Consider the following 16,741-nt stretch of genomic DNA (forward strand, 5'->3'; position numbering starts at 1 on the left):
CGGGCGGTCACGTTACCGAAACGGCGCTGAGAACATCGCTCAGCCCACCGGTCACGATGCGCCGAAATGACCGGTCACATTCGCCGAAATACGCAGGCAAGCTCTGGTGGCTTGCTCCCGGCGCCCGGAGCAAAAGGGTTTCTCACGGCATCCATGGGATCTCCTGTGGCGTGAACTCTATGAATTGCTGCCAAAGTATATCGAAGAAGGGATATACATGGATAGAAAACGATAGGATTCCGGAGGTCCGTCGAACCCTGCTACCCAGCAGCAGTCGTCTGCTTTCTCAACCAGCGACCAACCCTCAGGCCTCCCGACCCACAAACGCCGTCATGCCCTCCAGCACCGTGCGCAAGCGCATCAACTCACGCGAACCATCCAGCCGAGGCGACCAAGCCGCCAGCTTCGACACCCAGCCCAACCGGGGCAGGAGGTGCGCGATGAAGTCGCGCAGCGCCGGGCCGCCGGTGCCGGCGTCGGCGTAGGCCTGCAGCACCGCGCGCACGGCATCAGCCCCGAGCGGTTGCAGGTAGCGCGCCAGCGACAACAGCAGTTGCAGTGCGTCGTACACCTGCACCGTGGCCAGCGCCATGCCGGGTTGCAGGCGCTCTTCGAAGTCGAGGCGGGCGAAGTGGTCGCCGTTCCAGGTGAGGTTGCGGGTCTGGGCGCCGCCGTGCCAGTGGCCGCGGGTGTGGAAGGCGGCGAGGTCGGCGCTGGCGGCGCACATCAGCGCCAGGCGCTCAGCCTCGGGCGAGCGGTGCAACACGTGGTCCAGCGTGTCGCCGATGTCGCTGGTGGTCAGCGAGAAACCGTCGAAAGCCAGCACGGTGGGCACGCGTTCGCCGGCGGCGGCCAGGGCCAGCAGGCGCTGGTGCTCAAAGGCCAGCAGCTCGGCGCCGTCGGTCTGGCGCACCGCGTGCCACGGCACGGGCACACCCACAAAATGCGCGAACACCCAGATGCTGGCGGACTTGCGCCAGCTGCGCAGCGGCCGGTCGGCGGTTTTGGTCCAGGTCTTGGCGGACGCGGTGGGGGCGGCAGTGGCGGCGGGGGTGTTCAAGCTGCCGGATTATCCCGAAAACCCCCGGGGGCAGCCTGACGCGGCGGCTGGGGTCAGGCCGCGTTGGCGTAGCGCTCGAGTTCCCAGTCGCTCACTTGCTGGCTGTAGCTGGCCCATTCGGCGTGCTTCAGGGTCAGGAACTCGTGGCAGAACGCATCGCCCACGGCGGCGCGCAGCGGTGCGTCGTGCTCCAGCGCCTGCAGCGCAGCAAACAGGTCGCGCGGCAGCCGGTCGGGCAAAGCCTCACCGCGCGCGTGCAGTTCGTACAGATCGTCGGCACAGGGCGTGGCGGCGGGCAAGCCCTGCTCGATGCCGGAGAGGCCGGCGGCCAGCGTGCCGGCGATGGCGGCGTACACGTTGCACGAGGGATCGGGCAGGCGCCATTCGATGCGGCCGGCCACGGTGCGCACGAGGCAGGTGCGGTTGTTGTCGCCCATGGCTTTCCACACAGGTGACCAGGTGGTGCCCGACGCGCTGCGGCTCGCGGCCAGGCGCTTGTAGCTGTTGACGGTGGGCGCGCACAGGGCGGCGAGTGCGTCGGCGTGGTGCAGCAGGCCGGCGGCGAACTGGTGGCCGATGCTGCTCAGACCCAGCGCGCCGTTGGCGTCGGCCATCACGGCGTTGCCGTTCGCATCGGTCAAGCTCAGGTGGAAATGCAGTCCGCTGCCCGGCGCGTGCGCCAGCGGCTTGGGCATGGTGGAGAACACCGCGCCATGCTGCGCCGCCACCGCCTGCGCGGCGAGCTTGAAGAGCTGGTAGCGGTCGGCCGCGGCCAGCGCGTCGTCGTGCTGGTAGTTGATCTCGTACTGGCCGCACGCGTCTTCGTGGTCGATCTGCTGCAGCCCGAAGCCCAGCGCGGTGAGCGCCTGGCGCATCGCATCGAGAAACGCGAAATTGCGGCCGATGGCCTGCAGGTCGTACGAGGGTTTAGCCAGACGGTCCTGCGCGTCGGTCACCTGCCAGCGGCCCTGGTTGTTGCGGTTGAGCAGAAAGAACTCGGGCTCGATGCCGACCCACAGCGTCCAGCCGCGCGCGCGCAAGCGCTCCACCTGACGCTTGAGCACCTGGCGCGAACAGGTGTCCAGCGGCTCGCCGCCGGCAAAACCGTCGCACACCGCGTGCGCCACGCCCGGCATGAAGGGCAGCGGGCGCAGGCTCTCGGGCACCACGCGGCCCATGTACTCGCTGCGCGCGCCCATGCGCGGCAGGCCGGTGCCGCTGATGCTGGGGCCGGAAAATCCCGCGCCGCTGCTCACCGCACCGGGCAGGCCGTCGAGCGGCACCAGCTTGCCCTTGGGGCCGCCGGGCAGGTCGGTGAAGGTGGTGAGCACCGAGTGGATGCCCTGGGCGCGCAGGGCCGCGATGCGCTCGTCCAAAGTCAAGCTCAAGCCAGCACCTCTGCCAGCGCAGCATCAAACACCGCCAGGCCCTCGGCAAACACGCTGTCTTCAATGGTCAGCGGAAACAGGAAACGGATCACGTTGCCATACACACCGCAGGTCAACAGCAGCAGGCCGCGTTTGAGCGCGGCGGTCTGCACCTTCTTGGTGGTGTCGGCGTCGGGCGCCCCTTTTGCGTCGACGAACTCGCAGGCCACCATGGCGCCCAGACCGCGCACGTCGCCCAGACGCTTGGGGTACACGGCGCGCTTCGCAATCAGGTGACCAATGAGCTGGTCGCCCAGTTTCTGCGCGCGCTCGGGCAGGCGCTCCTCGGCCATCACGTCCAGCACCGCGTGCGACGCGGCGATGGCCAGCGGGTTGCCCGCGTACGTGCCGCCCAGGCCACCGGGGGCCGGGCCGTCCATGATCGCGGCCTTGCCCGACACGGCCGAGAGCGTGGTGCCACCGGCCATGCTCTTGGCCATGGTCATGAGGTCGGGGCTCACGCCGTAGTGCTCCATGGCAAACATCTTGCCGGTGCGCGCAAAACCGGTCTGCACCTCGTCGGCCACCAGCAGGATGCCGTGCTGGTCGCACAGCTCGCGCAGCCACTTCACGGCCGCCGGCTGGATGGGGTTGAAGCCGCCCTCGCCCTGCACCGGTTCGAACACGATGGCCGCCACGCGGCTGGGCTCGATGTCGCACTTGAAGAGCTGCTCCATCGCGTGTTTCGTGTCGTCCAGCGAACTGCAGTGGCAGGGGAACGGCACGTGGTAAATCTCGGGCGGGAACGGGCCGAAGCCGGCCTTGTAGGGCTGCACCTTGCCGGTGAGCGCCACCGAGAACATGCTGCGGCCATGGAACGCGCCGCCAAACGCAATGACACCGGTGCGCCCGGTGCTGTAGCGCGCGATCTTCATGGCGTTCTCGATGGCTTCAGCGCCGGTGGAAAAAAACGCGGTCTTCACCGGCCCGTCGATCGGCACGATGGCGTTGATGCGCTCGGCCAGCGCCACATACTCGGTGTAGGGCACCACCTGGTAGCAGCTGTGCGTGAAGCGCTGCAACTGCGCCGCGATGGCCGCCTGCACCTTGGGGTGCACATGCCCGGTGTTGAGCACCGCGATGCCGCCGGCAAAGTCGATGAAGCGCCGGCCCTCGATGTCCCAGAACTCGGCGTTCTTGGCCTTGTCGATGAAGAAGTCGCCCATCACGCCCACACCGCGGGGTGTGGCGTCGAGCCGGCGCTGGTGCCAGGCGGCGTTGGTGCTGTCGGTCTTGATGTCGTTCATGGCATTCATGGTTGTCTCCTTAAACCGGGCTGTCGATGCGAATCCACGTCGTCTTCGTCTCGGTGTACTTGTCGAACGCGTGCAGCGACTTGTCGCGCCCCACGCCGCTCTGCTTGAAGCCACCGAACGGCACGGTGATGTCGTCTTCGTCGTACTGGTTCACATGCACCGTGCCCGCGCGCAGCGCACGCGCCACGCCGTGCGCCTTGTTGATGTCGCTGGTCCACACGGCGGCCTGCAAGCCGTACACGCTGTTGTTGGCCTCGCGCACCACCTCGGCCGCGTCGGTGAAGCTCAGCACCGAGAGCACCGGGCCGAAGATCTCCTCGCGTGCGATCGTCATCTGCGGCGTCACACCGTCAAAGATCGTGGGCAGCACGTAGTTGCCGCCAGCCACCGGCATGGCCGCCTCGCCACCGGCCAGCAGCGTGGCACCTTCGCTCTTGCCCGACTCGATGTAACGCAGCACGGTGTCCATCTGCACCTTGTCGACGATGGCGCCCATGGTCGTGGCCTTGTCCAGCGGGTTGCCCGGCTGGTACTGCGGCACCAGCTTCAAGGCCTTCTCCAGGAAGGCGTCCTTGATCGAGGCCTCGATGAACAGGCGCGACGGTGCGTTGCAGCTCTCGCCCTGGTTGAAGAAGATGCTGCCCACGGCGGCTTCCACCGCGCGGTCGAGGTTCGGGCAGTCGGCGAACACGATGTTGGGCGACTTGCCGCCCAGCTCGGTCCAGGCGCGTTTGAGGTTGCTCTGCCCGGCCATCACGTGGATCTGCTTGCCCACGCGCGTGCTGCCGGTGAAGGCGATGCAGTCCACGTCCATGTGCAACGCCAGCGGGCTGCCGGCCTCGGGGCCGTAGCCCGGCACCACGTTGAACACGCCGGGCGGGATGCCGGCCGCCAGGGCCAACTCGGCCAGGCGCAGCGCGGTCAGCGGACTTTTCTCCGACGGCTTGAGCACCACCGAGTTGCCGGCGGCCAGCGCGGGCGCGATCTTCCACGCCGCCATGATCATGGGGTAGTTCCAGGGCACGATCACGCCCACCACGCCCACCGGCTCGCGCGTGATGAGGGCCAGCGCGTTGCGGCCCGTGGGCGCAATCTCGTCGTACACCTTGTCCACCGCCTCGCCGTACCAGCGGATGCAGTTGGCCGCGCTGTTCACGTCCACGCCCTTGGCGTACTTGATGGGTTTGCCCATGTCCAGCGTCTCGGTCAGCGCCAGCTCGTCGGTGTGGGCGGTGAGCTGCTCGGCGAACTTGATCATGATCCGCTTGCGGTGCGCGGGCGCCAGGCCGCTCCAGCGGCGGTCTTCAAACGCGGCGCGCCCTGCTGCCACGGCAGCGTCGATGTCGGCCTCGCTGCAGCGCGCCACGGCGGTGAGCAAGCGCCCGTCAACCGGCGAAATGCAATCGAAGGTCTGGCCATCGCGCGCGGCGATGCGTTCGCCGTTGATGAATGCGCGGCCGTCGAAGGTGGGAGTGGTCATGGTGGCGGTGGGGAATCCCGTTCGCCCTGAGCTTGTCGAAGGGCCCACCACCGTGCTGGCAAGGGCTTCGACAAGCTCAGCCCGAACGGAGGGGGTGAACAAGTGGCCTCATGCTACGCCCGAAACCCGGGCCGCAGAGCATCCACTTGCCCTCGCCCACAGCGATCCAGTGACCCTGGCCGCGCCCCTCAGTTCGGGCTCAGCGCCACCAGCTCGGCCCGGGTTGCCGCCGCAATCTCCCGCTCGCGTCTTCGCGTGGACCGCGCCACCCACACCGCATAGCCCACGATGCCGATGGTCACCGTCACGATCAGCAGCGTGGCTGCGGCGTAGATGGTCGGGTTGATGCCGCGGCGGGCGTAACCGAAGATCACCTGCGGCAGCGTGTTCACGCCGGGGCCGGAGAGAAACTCGGAAATCACCACGTCGTCGAACGACAGCGTGAATGCCAGCAGGAAGGCCGCCAGGATGCCCTGGAAGATGTTGGGCAGCGTGACCAGAAAGAACACCTGCAGCGGCTTGGCGCCCAGGTCCATGGCGGCCTCTTCGATGGCGCGGTCCATCTCCATCAAGCGGCTCTGGATCACCACCATGCCGTAGGCCAGGCCCAGCAGTGTGTGGCCCAGGATGATGGTGAGCATGCCGCGCTCGGGCCAGCCAAACGCATTTTGCGCGCCCACCATGAGCAGCAGCAGCGACAGGCCGATCACCACCTCGGGCATCACCAGCGGCGCGTTGACCATGCCGCTGAACACGGTGCGGCCCGGGAAGCGGCGGTAGCGCACCAGCACAAACGCCGCGAAGGTGCCGAGCACGGCCGACAGCACACCGGTGACGGCCGCGATCTTGAGCGAGAGCCAGAAGCCCTCGACGATCTTGGTGTCGCGCGTGAGCGCTTCGTACCAGCGCAGCGAGAAGCCGGTGAAGTTGGCGTCCTGCCGTGTGCTGTTGAAGCTGAACACGATCATGAAGAACAGCGGCAGGTACAGGAACAGGTAGACCGCGCCGAGCCAGAACTTGCCGAAGTGTTTTTCGAGGATCTGTTTCATGTCACTTCGCCTCGTCGCTGGTGTAGTGGTAGTAGATGGCGAGCGGCACAACGATCAGCGCAATCATCACCACCGCCAGCGCGGTGGCGCGCGGCCAGTTGTTGCTGGTGAACATTTCGTCCCACACGACGCGGCCGATCATGATGTTCTCCGGCCCGCCGAGCAGCGAAGGAATCACGAACTCGCCCACCGACGGGATGAACACCAGCATGAAGCCGGCCACGATGCCGGCCTTGGACAGCGGCACCGTGATCAGCCAGAAGGCCTTGAACGGCGTGGTGCCCAGGTCGTAGGCGGCTTCCAGCAGACGAAAGTCCATCTTCACCAGCGTGGCGTACAGCGGCAGCACCATGAAGGGCAGGTACACATAGGTCATGCCCACCAGCATGGAGACGTTGGTGTAGAGCATGAGGATGGGCTCGTTCGTGATGCCCACGGCCATGAGCAGCTGGTTGAGCACGCCCTGGTCGGCCAGGATGCCTTTCCACGCGTAGACGCGCAGCAGGAACGACGTCCAGAACGGCAGCATCACCATCATCAACAGGGCCGGGCGCACGCTGGCCGGCGAACGCGCGATGAAGTAGGCGAAGGGGTAGCCGATCACCAGGCACAGCACTGCGGTCCACAGCGCGTACCAGATCGAGCGCAGGTAGGCCTCGATGTAGATGGTCTTGAACAGCACGCCGCCTTCGTCGCGGAAGATGGTCCAGTAGTTCTCGTACTTCAGGCTGAGCAGGCCGGTCTGGCCGTCCCAGATCGGCTTGAACGGGTGGATGCTCTCGCCCATGTCCACGAAGCTGATGTAGAGCAGGATCAGGAAGGGCAGGAGGAAAAAGACGAACAGCCAGACGTAGGGCACGCCGATGACGAAGCGCTTGCCGGGCATGGGCAGGTTCATGGCCATGGTCAGTCCCTCAGCACCACACCGGCCTTGTCGTTCCACCAGAAGAAGACGGTGTCCTCCCAGGTGATGTCCGACAAATCCTGCCGCGAGGTGTTGGCCTCGGTGATCTTGAGCTTGCTGCCATTGCTGGCCTGCACGATGTAGGTGTTGTAGGAGCCGAAGTACGCAATCTCCTTGACCGTGCCGGTGAAGAGGTTGGACGCCACGCCGTCGGGGCGGTGCTTGCTGATCTCGATCTTCTCGGGCCGCACGGCCAGCGTCACCACCATGCCCAGGTGGCCTGGCACACCGTGGCCGACCTGGATCTCACCGATGCCGGTGCTCACCGCACAGCGGTCGGGCTCGTCCACGCTGAGCTTGCCTTCGAACAGGTTCACGTTGCCGATGAAGTCGGCCACAAACCGGTTGGTCGGGTGTTCGTAAATCTCTTCGGGCGTGCCCACCTGCAGCACCCGCCCCTTGCTCATGATGGCGATGCGACTCGCCATGGTCATGGCCTCTTCCTGGTCGTGCGTGACCATCACCACCGTCACGCCCACCTTCTCGATGATGTTCACCAGTTCAAACTGGGTCTGCTCGCGCAGCTTCTTGTCGAGCGCGCCCAGGGGTTCGTCGAGCAGCAGCAGCTTGGGCCGCTTGGCCAGGCTACGCGCCAGCGCCACACGCTGCTGCTGACCACCCGAGAGCTGGTGTGGTTTGCGTTTGGCGTAGGGCGTGAGCTGCACCAGAGCCAGCATCTCGTCGGTGCGCTGTTGCACCTCGGCTTTGGGCAGGCCTTCGCGCTTGAGGCCAAAGGCCACGTTCTCCCAGATGTTGAGGTGGGGAAACAGGGCGTAGGACTGGAACATCATGTTGACCGGCCGCTCGTAGGGCGGCATGGCCGCCACGTCCTGACCACCCAGCAGGATGCGCCCCGAGGTCGGCTTCTCAAAACCAGCGAGCATGCGCAGCAGCGTCGACTTGCCGCAGCCCGAGCTGCCCAGCAGCGCGAAGATCTCGCCCTTGCCGATGGACAGCGACACCTCGTCCACGGCCACCGCCTCGTCAAAGCGCTTGACCAGTTTCTCGGTGACCAGATAACCCGCCTGGGTGCCCGTCTCTGCCATGTTCAGTCCTTGTTGTCGTTTGCGTGTGCGTGGGACCAAGAAAAAGGGCTGTTCATACGGTGTGTACGAACAGCCCTGGATCAGGTCTGGTGAAAACCGGGCGCCTTACTTGCCCTTCTTGAAGCTGTTGTAGGCGTTGGCCATGGCTTCGCGCGCTTCGTTGGTGAAGCTGCTGGGCGGGATCATCTTGGCGAAGTAGTCAGACTCGACAAAGATGGTCTTGTTGCCGGCGATCTCGGGGTTGATCTTGTCCATGGCGGCCTTGTTGCCGGTGGGGTAGCTCATCTCGTTGGCCATGGCCGCGGCGTTCTCCGGGCGCAGGAAGAAGTCGATGAAGGCCATCGCGTTGTTCGGGTGCTTGGCGTCCTTGGTCACGGCCATGGTGTCAAAGAAGATCAGCGCGCCGGTGCTGGGCAGCAGGGCTTCGATCACGTCCTTGGAGCCGTTTTCCTTGGCGCGGCCAGCGGCGATGTTGATGTCGCCCGACCAGCCCACGGCCACGCAGGCCTTGCCACCTGCGATGTCGTCGATCATGGTGGAGCTGAACAGGCGAACGTCCTTGCGCACCTTCATCAGCATCTCGTTGGCCAGCTTGTAATCGGCCGCGTCGTTCGAGTAGGCGTCCTTGCCGATGTAGTGCAGCGCCACCGGGATGATCTCGGTGGGCGAATCCAGATACGCGATGCCGCACGACTTGAGCTTGCTCGTGTACTCGGGCTTGAACACCAGGTCCCAGGCGTTCTCGGGCATGGCCATGCCGCCCAGGGCCTTCTCGACCTTGGTCTTGTTGATGCCCACGGTGGTGAAGCCCCAGGCCCACGGCACCAGGTGCTTGTTCTCGGGGTCGGCCTTGGTCAGCGTGGTCATGATCGCCGGGTCCATGTTGGCCAGGTTCGGGATCTGTTCCTTCTTCAGCGGCTGCAGCAGACCGCCTTCGATCTGGCCCTTGGCGAACACGGTGCCGGGCACGACGATGTCGTAGCCGGTGTTGCCCGCCACCAGCTTGGCGTGCAGGGCTTCGTTGGTCTCGAAGGTGTCGTAGTTGACCTTGATGCCGCTTTCCTTCTCGAAGTTGGCGATCATGCCTTCGGGGATGTAGTCGGGCCAGTTGTAGATGTTGAGAACCTTCTCGTCGTCGAGCACCGGGCCGGCGGGCACGGGCGGAGCAGCCGGCGCGGCAGCCACCGGTGCGGGCGCCGCAGGTGCCGCCACGGGCTCTTCCTTCTTGCCGCAAGAAGCCAGCAGGATGGCCGACATTGCAATAACCAAAACGTGTTTCTTCATGGTGGTGCTCGCTCCTGAGAGGGGTTGATCAATGACAAATCGAACCGAAAGGCGTGGAAAAGACTCGAAAACAATCTAGCAAGTTCCAGACCCGCCGCCGCCCGAGTCGCACCTTGTCGGTGCGTTCCGGCATACCGCAGGGGGCATTCTATTCACGCATGCTGGCCGGCGGCCCGCAACTGGGCCAAGGTGGCGTCCAGGCAGGTGTGGATCAGCGTCATCATCTCGTCGATCTGGGCGCGCGTCATCACCAGCGGCGGCGCGATGATCATGCGGTCGCCCACGGCGCGCATGATCAGGCCGTTCTTGAAACAATGGGCGCGGCACATCATGCCCACGCCCAGGTCCGGGTCGAAGGTGGCGCCGGTGGACTTGTCCTTCACCAGCACCAGCCCGGCCACAAAGCCGCAGGTCTCGGCCACACCCACGAGCGGATGGGCATTGAGTTCGGCGAAGCGCTCGGCCAGGTACGGCCCGGTGTCGTCGCGCACTCGACCCACCAGGTTCTCGCGTTCCATCAGCTCGATGTTGGCCAGCGCCACCGCGCAGGCCACCGGGTGGCCGCTGTAGGTGTAGCCGTGGTTGAACTCACCGCCCTGATCGATCAGCACCTTGGCCACGCGGTCGCCCACCATCACGCCGCCCAGCGGGATGTAGCCGCTGGTCACGCCCTTGGCGAAGGTCACCAGGTCGGGCCGGATGCCGAACTTCTCGTAGGCAAACCAGTGGCCCAGGCGGCCGAAGGCGCAGATCACCTCGTCGGCGATCAGCAGGATGCCGTGTTTGTCGACGATGCGCTGGATCTCGGGCCAGTAGCTGGCCGGCGGAATGATCACGCCACCGGCGCCCTGCACCGGCTCGGCGATGAACGCGGCCACCTTGTCCGCACCCAGCTCCAGGATCTTGGTTTCCAACCAGCCCGCCGCGCGCAGGCCGAACGCCTCCTGGCTTTCGCCCGGCAGCGCGTTCTCGAAGAAGTAGGGCTGGCCGATGTGCGTGATGTTGGGAATCGGCAGGTCGCCCTGCGCGTGCATGCCGCTCATGCCGCCCAGCGAAGCCCCTGCCATGGTGGAGCCGTGGTACGCGTTCATGCGGCTGATGACGACCTTGCGCTGCGGCTGGCCGAGCAAATCCCAATAGCGGCGCACCATGCGCACATTGGTGTCGTTGCTTTCGCTGCCGCTGGAGCTGAAGAACACGTGTTCGAACTTGCGCCCGCGCACCTCGGGCGCCAGCGCCGCCAGCTTGGTGGCCAGCTGCACCGCCGGCACGTTGGTGGTCTGGAAGAAGGCGTTGTAGAACGGCAGCGTCATCATCTGCTGGTAGGCGGCGTCGGCCAGTTCCTTGCGGCCGTAGCCGGCGTTCACGCACCACAGCCCGCTCATGCCGTCGAGGATCTTGTGACCTTCGGAATCCCACACGTAGATGTTGTCGGCGCGCGTGATCACGCGCGAGCCGCGCGTGGCGAGATCACCGTGGTCGGTGAACGGGTGGATGAAGTGCGCGCTGTCGGCGGCCTGGATGGCTTTCGTGTCGTGCTGTTCGGCGCGGCGCACCAGGGCGGGCGGGGCGATGAGGGTGGAGGTGTTCATGGTCGGTCCTGGCTTGGCTGATCAGACGTGAAGAAGAAGATGCTCGCGTTCCCACGGCGAGATCACCTTCATGAACTCGTCGAATTCAAGCTCCTTGATCTCGGTGTAAATGGTGATGAATTCCTTGCCCAGCACATCGTGCAGGTCGGTCTCGCGGCGCAGCCAGTCCAGGGCCTCGCCCAGGCTGCGCGGCAACGAGTACGGCGAGAGGTAGGCGTCGCCCTTCATCTCGGGCTTGGGCTTGATCTTGTTCTTCAGGCCCAGGTAGCCGCAGGCCAGCGTCATGGCCATGGCCACGTACGGGTTGGCGTCGGCGCCGATCACGCGGTTCTCCACGCGGCGCGCTTCGGGCGAAGAAATGGGCGAGCGGATGCCCACCGTGCGGTTGTCGTGGCCCCATTCGATGTTGATGGGCGCCGCCGTGTGGCGCGAGAGGCGGCGGTAGCTGTTCACGTAGGGCGCCACCAGCACCATGGCGGCCGGGATGTAGCGCTGCAGGCCGCCGATGTAGTGGTAGAACGATTCGGACGGTGTGCCGTCGTCATTGCTGAAGATGTTCTTGCCGGTGGCTTTGCTCAAGATGCTCTGGTGCACATGCATCGCCGAGCCGGGCTCGCCGGCGATCGGCTTGGCCATGAAGGTGGCGTACATGTCGTGGCGCAGCGCCGATTCGCGCACCGTGCGCTTGAAGAAAAACACCTCGTCGGCCAGGCCCAGCGGGTGGGCGTGGAAGAAGTTGATCTCCATCTGCCCGGCGCCGGCCTCGTGGATCAGCGTGTCCACGTTGAGCTTCATCTTGTCGCAGTAGTCGTAGATCTCTTCGAACAGCGGGTCGAACTCGTTGACCGCGTCGATGCTGTACGACTGGCGCGAGGTCTCGGCGCGGCCGCTGCGCCCGATCGGCGGTTTCAGCAGCGTGTTCGGGTCGGTGTTGCGCGCGGTCAGGTAAAACTCCAGCTCGGGCGCGACCACCGGGTCCAGGCCCTCGGCGTCGAACAGCTCGCACACATGGCGCAACACGCTGCGCGGCGCAAAGGGCACGAGCTTGCCGGCGTGGTCAAAACAGTCGTGGATCACCTGCGCCGTGGGGTCGGTGGCCCAGGGCACGATGCGCGCGGTGGTCGGGTCCGGGCGCAGCTGCATGTCGCGGTCGGTCGGCTCGATCACGTCGTAGTACGGCCCGCTGGCCGGAAACTCCCCCGTCACGCCCATCGCCACGATGGCCTGCGGCAGGCGCATGCCGCGATCCTCGGTGAACTTCTCGCGCGGCAGGATCTTGCCGCGGGCCACGCCGGTCAGGTCGGGCACGAGGCACTCGACTTCGGTCACGCGGTTCTGGTTGAGCCAGTTCTCCAGATCGTTGAAGGTCATTTTTTTGTCGGTGGCTGTCATGTGCCGTCTCCGTTGTGGTTGTGTGAGGTGGTGCCCGCGTGCTCCAAGGGCACCAAGGGTCCGGCTCCGCCGGCCCGAGATGCCGTCCCCCCTCCCAGCGCCAAAGGCGCGCCAGAGAGGGGGGAAGCCGCGAAGCGGCGCAGGGGGGTGTTCATATCAAGCTGCGGTTCAGGTCCGCCGCCTGCAGGCGCAGGCTGTGGCGCGATCGGCAGGCGCGGCCAAAGGCCTCGAAGATGGCGGCATAGAAGGGCGTTTCCCAGCAGCGCCATTCGGGGTGGAACTGCACCGCGTACGCAAAGGTGCGCGCACCGCGCACGCCAAAGGCTTCCACCACGCCGTCGGGCGCGTGGGCCAGCGCCTCCAGGCCGTCGGCCAGGCGGTTGATGCCCTGGCCGTGCAGCGAATTCACCTGTGTCTCGGGGCCGCCGGCCCATTGTTCGAACACGCTGCCCGGCGCAAAACGCACGCTGTGGCGCGGTGCGTACTGCTCGTCGGGCGGCGCGCCCTTGGGCTCGCGGTGGTCCATGAGGCCGGGCACCTCCTGCACCCGCTGGTGCAGCGTGCCACCCAGGGCCACGTTGATTTCCTGGAACCCGCGGCAGATGCCCAGCAGCGGCACGCCCTCGTGCACGCAAGCCTTCACCAGCGCCAGCGTGAGCAGGTCGCGGTCGGCGTCCAGCGGCAGGCTGGGGTCGGCCACGTCTTCGGCGAAATGGGAGGGGTGCACGTTGGAGGGCGATCCGGTCAGCATCACGCCGTCCACCAGGGCGAGCAGGTCGCTGATCTGGTCGGTGTCGGCCAGGGGAAACATCACCGGCTGGGCGTTGGCCCCCACCTTCACCGCCCGGGCGTACTTGTCGCCCAGCAGCAAAAAGGGCATTTGATGACCGTGGTCACCCATGAGGCGGTGGTCGGCAGGCAGCCAGACCATGCACGGCGGCTTGTTCATGTTCTCTCCAAGGCAATGGGGCCCATTGTGGTCACCGAAGTGGATCACAATCGGAGCCAGTTGAGCCCACCCCGTGGTGCCACTTCACACGCCAACCACCATGCTGTCCGAATTCCTGCTCGCCGAAATGAACCGCCTGGGCACGCAAGACGCGTTGCCACTGCACCGCCAGCTCTACGAAGCGCTGCGCCGCGCCATGCTGGACGGCAAGCTCGGCGCCGGCGAGCGCCTGCCCTCCAGCCGCGACCTGGCCGAAGACCTCTCGCTCTCGCGCAACACCGTGGTGGCCGCGATCAACCAGCTCAGCGTGGAGGGGTACCTGGCCAGCCGCGTGGGCAGTGGCACCTATGTGAACGACAACGTGCCGCGCGCCGCGCCCAGCCGGGGCGCCCGCAGCGGCGGCCAGCCCGCCACGCTGCAGGCCGGGCGCCTGTCCACGCGCGGCGTCGCACTCTCCAGCACCTTCTGCGCCACCGAACTGGAGGTGCAGCCCTTCACCCCCGGCATGGTCGATTTCAGCGCCTTCCCCGTGGCGCTGTGGCAGCGGCTGCAAAACAAACACTGGCGCATGACCTACCCGGACATGCTCGACTACAACACCTCGGGCGGTTATGCGCCGCTGCGCCGCGCCGTGGCCGACTACTTGCGCGTGTTCCGCAGCGTGCACCTGGAGGCCGACCAGGTCGTCATCACCAGCGGCACGCAGCAGTCGCTCGAACTCTGCGCGCGCCTGCTGGCCGACCACGGCGACACCGTGTGGGTGGAGGACCCGGCCTACTGGGGCGCGGTCAAGGCCTTCATGGCCACCGGCCTGGCCATCCACCCGGTGCCGGTGGACGAACAGGGCATCAGCCCGAGCGCGGGCGACAGCGCGCGCCCACCCCGCTTGATCTACGTGACGCCTTCGCACCAGTACCCCACCGGGGCGGTGATGACCCTGCCCCGGCGCCACCAGCTGCTGGCCACCGCCCGCGCGCACGACGCCTGGGTGCTGGAAGACGACTACGACAGCGAGTACCGCTTCAGCGGCCCGCCCATCTCCAGCCTCGAAGGCCTGGACACCGACGGGCGTGTGCTCTACATGGGCACCTTCTCCAAGGTGCTCTACCCCGGGCTGAAGCTCGGTTATCTGGTGGTGCCCAAGCCGCTGGTGGCCGCGTTCAAGCAAGCCCACTACGACCTCAACCGCCCGGGCCAGATGCCGGTGCAGGCCGCGCTGGCCGAGTTCATCGAGATGGGCCATTTCGCCAGCGCCCTGCGCCGCGCGCGGCAGAACTACGCCGAGCGCCGCCAGTGCCTGCTCGAAGCGCTCAAGCCCGTGCTCACCCCGGGTGGCCCCTTCATCAGCGGCGCCGAACAAGGCCTGCACCTGTGCCTGCGCCTGCCCGGCCCCATCGACGACCAGGCCCTGGCCCAGCGCATCGCGCAACAAGGCCTCACCGTGCGCCCGCTCTCGGCCTACTGCCTGCAGCGCAGCGACCTCAAGGGCCTGGTGATCGGTTACGGCTACGCGCCGCTGGCCGACATTGCGCGCTGCGGGCCGGTGCTGGCCGGCATGGTGGGGCAGGCGCTCAAGGGCCATGAGCCCGAGGTGACCGGTCGCAGAACACCCTGAGGTGACACTGGCCGGCCCACCGTCACCGAGAAGCCCATGTCCGGATTCCTTCGCAACCTGATGGCGCTGATCCGTGCCCTGTTCTCCTGGGGAGACTCAACACCGCAGTCGCGCGTGATCACGCACTTTCGCATCACGCCGTTCGACGCAGGCCTGCATGTGCTCAAGAGCGACAAGACGCTGCAACTGGTGGAGTGCGCCCAACTCGACTTCATGGTCAGGACGCGTCTGATCACCCGCCTGCTGCGCGAAGGCATCGGCTTCGTCAACGCCTCTCAACTCGTGCGCTTCGATCGCCCCATCGGCATGTTCACGCGGGTTCGCATGGAGACAGCCGTCCTCTGCGCCGACGACAAGTTCACCTGGTTTTCGCACACCTTGTGGGTCGCAGACACCGTGCACGCAGAGGTGTTGGTGAAGATGAAGTTCAAGCAGGGCCGCGGCACCGTGCGCCCGAGCGAGGTGCTGGGCGCCTGCCCGGTCGAGAAGCCCGCGCGGGTCCTGGCCTGGGATCAGGCGCTGCGTTGAGGGCGGGCGTCAGGTGATGCCGGCGAACTCGCGCCAGCCGAGCACCTCACAACCCTGGCGCTCGTAGCGGCCCTCGCCGCCAAACACGAGGCCCGGCGTGCGCAGGGGCGTGTTGTCGCGCTCGGCAAAGGCCTGCCACTGGCGTGGGCCGGTGGTCCAGTCCGACGCCAGCGTGCTGCCCGACTTGATCTCGATGGCCTGCAAGCCCTCGGGCGTCTCGAACACCACGTCTACCTCGCGACCGAGGCTGTCGCGCCAGAAAAACAAGTCGGCACTTTGCCCGGCGTTGAAACGCTGCTTGATCAACTCGGTCACCACCCAGGTCTCGAACAGGGCGCCGCGCGCCGCGTGGATCTCCAGGGACCGTGCATCGCGAATGCCGAGCAACCAGGCCATCAAGCCCACGTCCAGGAAGTACAGCTTGGGCGTCTTGACCATGCGTTTGCCGAAATTTCGGTGGTGCGGCAACAAGCGCGTGACGAGGTAGCTCGTCTCCAGCACCGACAACCAGTCGCGCGCGGTGTTGGACGAAATGCCGCAATCCGCGCCCAGCGCCGAGAGGTTGAGCAGCTGGCCCGAACGCGCAGCGCACATGCGGACGAAGCGCTGGAACTGACCCAGATCGCGCACCGCAATGAGCTGGCGCACATCGCGCTCCACGTAGGTGGTCACGTAGTTGGCAAACCAATCCGCCGGAACGAGCTCCCGGTCATACAGCGCCGGGTAGGCCCCTTTCAGGAGCACGTCATTCAGGCTGGGAGGTGCATGCGCCAGACCCAGTTCAGCCCCTGACAGGGGCAACAACTCGACCCGCCCGACCCGACCCGCCAGCGACTGGGAAATGCCCGCCATCAGATCGAACTGTGCCGATCCGGTGAGCACGAAGTCGCCCATCCGCCGGCGCTCGTCCACCAGACCCTGCAACCAGGAGAAGAGGTTGGGACACCGCTGGACCTCGTCGAGGACGGCGCCATCATCGAACCTCGCCAGAAACCGCCGGGGGTCCTGCTCGGCAAACTCACGCTCTTCCGGGTTTTCCAGCGACACATAGGGCTTGTCTGCGAACAGCTGGCGCGCCAATGTGGTCTTGCCCGACTGC

General features: G+C 66.3%; 14 protein-coding genes. 2 read left to right on the forward strand and 12 right to left on the reverse strand.

The features are described from left to right. Positions 1 to 304 precede the first annotated feature (304 nt). The 11 genes from ACN4F8_RS10995 to ACN4F8_RS11045 form a co-directional block, all read right to left on the reverse strand. Positions 305 to 1,060, reverse strand: coding sequence for a hypothetical protein (locus ACN4F8_RS10995; RefSeq protein ID WP_419473631.1), 756 nt, complete (start codon positions 1,058 to 1,060; stop codon positions 305 to 307). A 53-nt stretch (positions 1,061 to 1,113) separates the two neighbouring features. After that, on the reverse strand, positions 1,114 to 2,448 hold the full coding sequence (locus tag ACN4F8_RS11000) for a type III glutamate--ammonia ligase (protein WP_419473632.1): 1,335 nt from the start codon (positions 2,446 to 2,448) through the stop codon (positions 1,114 to 1,116). After that, a complete protein-coding gene (gabT, locus tag ACN4F8_RS11005; RefSeq protein WP_419473633.1) occupies positions 2,445 to 3,743 on the reverse strand; it encodes a 4-aminobutyrate--2-oxoglutarate transaminase in 1,299 nt (432 codons plus the stop codon). Before gabT ends, ACN4F8_RS11000 begins: the two co-directional genes overlap by 4 nt. A gap of 10 nt (positions 3,744 to 3,753) precedes the next feature. Beyond that, on the reverse strand, positions 3,754 to 5,223 hold the full coding sequence (locus tag ACN4F8_RS11010; RefSeq protein ID WP_419473634.1) for an aldehyde dehydrogenase: 1,470 nt from the start codon (positions 5,221 to 5,223) through the stop codon (positions 3,754 to 3,756). A 188-nt stretch (positions 5,224 to 5,411) separates the two neighbouring features. Continuing rightward, entirely contained in the window at positions 5,412 to 6,272 is an 861-nt protein-coding gene (locus tag ACN4F8_RS11015) for an ABC transporter permease (RefSeq protein ID WP_419473635.1), read from the reverse strand. 1 nt (position 6,273) lies between these two features. Continuing rightward, on the reverse strand, positions 6,274 to 7,170 hold the full coding sequence (locus ACN4F8_RS11020; RefSeq protein WP_419473644.1) for an ABC transporter permease: 897 nt from the start codon (positions 7,168 to 7,170) through the stop codon (positions 6,274 to 6,276). 8 nt (positions 7,171 to 7,178) lie between these two features. Continuing rightward, positions 7,179 to 8,282 (reverse strand): ABC transporter ATP-binding protein, encoded by a 1,104-nt coding sequence (locus tag ACN4F8_RS11025; protein WP_419473636.1) that lies wholly within the window; start codon positions 8,280 to 8,282, stop codon positions 7,179 to 7,181. Positions 8,283 to 8,387: 105 nt separating this feature from the next. Continuing rightward, on the reverse strand, positions 8,388 to 9,566 hold the full coding sequence (locus ACN4F8_RS11030) for an extracellular solute-binding protein (RefSeq protein ID WP_419473637.1): 1,179 nt from the start codon (positions 9,564 to 9,566) through the stop codon (positions 8,388 to 8,390). A 152-nt stretch (positions 9,567 to 9,718) separates the two neighbouring features. Continuing rightward, positions 9,719 to 11,158, reverse strand: a complete 1,440-nt coding sequence (locus ACN4F8_RS11035) for an aspartate aminotransferase family protein (protein WP_419473638.1) — start codon at positions 11,156 to 11,158, stop codon at positions 9,719 to 9,721. 21 nt (positions 11,159 to 11,179) lie between these two features. Next, the gene (locus tag ACN4F8_RS11040) at positions 11,180 to 12,550 is read right to left on the reverse strand and encodes a glutamine synthetase family protein (protein WP_419473639.1); all 1,371 of its coding nucleotides are present in this window, start codon (positions 12,548 to 12,550) and stop codon (positions 11,180 to 11,182) included. A gap of 151 nt (positions 12,551 to 12,701) precedes the next feature. Further along, a complete protein-coding gene (locus tag ACN4F8_RS11045) occupies positions 12,702 to 13,499 on the reverse strand; it encodes a gamma-glutamyl-gamma-aminobutyrate hydrolase family protein (protein ID WP_419473640.1) in 798 nt (265 codons plus the stop codon). A 100-nt stretch (positions 13,500 to 13,599) separates the two neighbouring features. Between ACN4F8_RS11045 and ACN4F8_RS11050 the strand changes: the two genes are divergently transcribed. Together ACN4F8_RS11050 and ACN4F8_RS11055 are read left to right on the forward strand one after the other, a co-directional pair. Continuing rightward, a complete protein-coding gene (locus ACN4F8_RS11050; protein ID WP_419473641.1) occupies positions 13,600 to 15,114 on the forward strand; it encodes a PLP-dependent aminotransferase family protein in 1,515 nt (504 codons plus the stop codon). 36 nt (positions 15,115 to 15,150) lie between these two features. Then, positions 15,151 to 15,642: a thioesterase family protein gene (locus ACN4F8_RS11055; protein WP_419473642.1), complete on the forward strand. Its 492-nt coding sequence runs from the start codon at positions 15,151 to 15,153 to the stop codon at positions 15,640 to 15,642. A 9-nt stretch (positions 15,643 to 15,651) separates the two neighbouring features. Here the strand turns inward: ACN4F8_RS11055 and ACN4F8_RS11060 are convergent. Continuing rightward, on the reverse strand, positions 15,652 to 16,741 hold a 1,090-nt coding region (locus tag ACN4F8_RS11060), incomplete at its 5' end, for an ATP-binding protein (protein WP_419473643.1).

This window comes from Hydrogenophaga sp., assembly GCF_048549895.1.
Classification (GTDB): Bacteria; Pseudomonadota; Gammaproteobacteria; order Burkholderiales; family Burkholderiaceae_C; genus Hydrogenophaga.

Coding starts and splice junctions, on each gene's coding strand:
- ACN4F8_RS11050 (WP_419473641.1), top strand. CDS start 13,600: ATGCTGTCCGAATTCCTGCTCGCCGAAATGAACCGCCTGGGCACGCAA.
- gabT (WP_419473633.1), bottom strand. CDS start 3,743: ATGAATGCCATGAACGACATCAAGACCGACAGCACCAACGCCGCCTGG.
- ACN4F8_RS11010 (WP_419473634.1), bottom strand. CDS start 5,223: ATGACCACTCCCACCTTCGACGGCCGCGCATTCATCAACGGCGAACGC.
- ACN4F8_RS11015 (WP_419473635.1), bottom strand. CDS start 6,272: ATGAAACAGATCCTCGAAAAACACTTCGGCAAGTTCTGGCTCGGCGCG.
- ACN4F8_RS11035 (WP_419473638.1), bottom strand. CDS start 11,158: ATGAACACCTCCACCCTCATCGCCCCGCCCGCCCTGGTGCGCCGCGCC.
- ACN4F8_RS11045 (WP_419473640.1), bottom strand. CDS start 13,499: ATGAACAAGCCGCCGTGCATGGTCTGGCTGCCTGCCGACCACCGCCTC.
- ACN4F8_RS11020 (WP_419473644.1), bottom strand. CDS start 7,170: ATGAACCTGCCCATGCCCGGCAAGCGCTTCGTCATCGGCGTGCCCTAC.
- ACN4F8_RS11025 (WP_419473636.1), bottom strand. CDS start 8,282: ATGGCAGAGACGGGCACCCAGGCGGGTTATCTGGTCACCGAGAAACTG.
- ACN4F8_RS11055 (WP_419473642.1), top strand. CDS start 15,151: ATGTCCGGATTCCTTCGCAACCTGATGGCGCTGATCCGTGCCCTGTTC.
- ACN4F8_RS11030 (WP_419473637.1), bottom strand. CDS start 9,566: ATGAAGAAACACGTTTTGGTTATTGCAATGTCGGCCATCCTGCTGGCT.
- ACN4F8_RS11040 (WP_419473639.1), bottom strand. CDS start 12,550: ATGACAGCCACCGACAAAAAAATGACCTTCAACGATCTGGAGAACTGG.